Raw genomic sequence first — 1,292 nt, 5'->3', positions numbered from 1 at the left:
CTATCCATTAATGACCACCCTGATATCAGGGAATTGTTTAAAGATTTCCGTATCACTCAACTTGAATTGGCTTATACAATCGGAAGAAATAAAACTGGTAAAGCCAGTGGAGAGTTGGTCGTATGTAATTGGTAAAATAAAAAGCGACGGTAGCGTCGCTTTTGTTTTCATTTCTGAATTGCAATTTATTTGGCACAGCCGATATTTTTAAAAGTGTCAAAATTTCCGCGAAACTATGACAAATCCGCCGCGACCTTACACAGACTCGGTTACAAACAACATACCCGTACCGATGAGGAAGGCTATATCGAGAAACTGCACATTACCCCCGCCAATGCCCATGAGTGCAAACACCTGTCGCCTTTGTTGGAAGGACTGCCCAAAGATATGACCGTCTATGCCGACAAAGGCTATGACAGTGAGGAAAACCGGCAACACCTGGAACAGCATCGGCTGCAGGACGGCATTATGCGCAAAGCCCACCGTAAACATCTACTGTCGGAAGTGCAAACCAAACGTAACCGATATTTATCGAAAACCCGTTATGTAGTCGAACAAAGCTTCGGTACGTTGCACCGGAAGTTCCGCTATGCGCGGGCAGCCTATTTCGGGCTGATTAAAGTGAGTGCACAAAGCCATCTGAAGGCGATATGTTTGAACCTGTTGAAAGCCGCCAACAGGCTAAGTGCGCCTGTTGCTGCCTAAAAGGCGACCCGGATGCCTGATTAATCAGGTATCCAAGGGGGATTAAGGGGGTATTTGAGTAGAATCAGTGGATAACAGCCGAAAACCTGTTTTGGGCTTCGGCTGTTGAGGAAAGGGCTATTTTGCAAAGGTCTCGGCTTTTCAAAATAGATACAGATATATGTTTGCCGTATCAACCAGCTTTTTACCCTGCAGACAATGCTATCTTTGCTTGGTGTAATTTGTCTGCAGCCTTTATCTTTTATTGTCTTTACCCATGACCGCTCGGGCCGTCTGAATAATGTTGCATCAATAACTTAAACTACCGCTTTCTCTACTTTTAAACTTTTCCGCTCAGTTTACAGTTAATTCCTAATAGTTCTGACCAGGGCATTACCTTCTGCCGGCTGGTTGCAGTGTCAGCATAAGGTACTGAATTTGAAATATTCAGTTCGTCAAAATAATAAAAAGGGTTAAGACAATAATGCTGTACTCAAGGTTGAGATCAGCCTACCAAAAGACGCGCCTGTGCACGTCCTTTTCTTTACTTCCTCCCTTTCGATTAGGTTTCTACCCCGTAAAAGGCCGACACTCCGCATCATTGCCCC

The 1,292-nt window shown here is 44.6% G+C and carries 1 protein-coding gene; it reads left to right on the top strand.

Going from position 1 to position 1,292, the window contains the following annotated elements; translation table 11 throughout:
- The first annotated feature begins 201 nt into the window (after positions 1–201).
- Entirely contained in the window at positions 202–705 is a 504-nt protein-coding gene (locus ACTHS4_RS11545) for a transposase (RefSeq protein WP_440365969.1), read from the top strand.
- Positions 706–1,292: the final 587 nt, after the last annotated feature.

The sequence above is a fragment of the Neisseria sp. P0014.S009 genome (assembly GCF_051958155.1).
Classification (GTDB): domain Bacteria; phylum Pseudomonadota; class Gammaproteobacteria; order Burkholderiales; family Neisseriaceae; genus Neisseria; species Neisseria flavescens_C.
The sequence above is the reverse complement of the archived record's forward strand: the minus strand, read 5'-3'. Positions and strand labels throughout refer to the sequence as shown.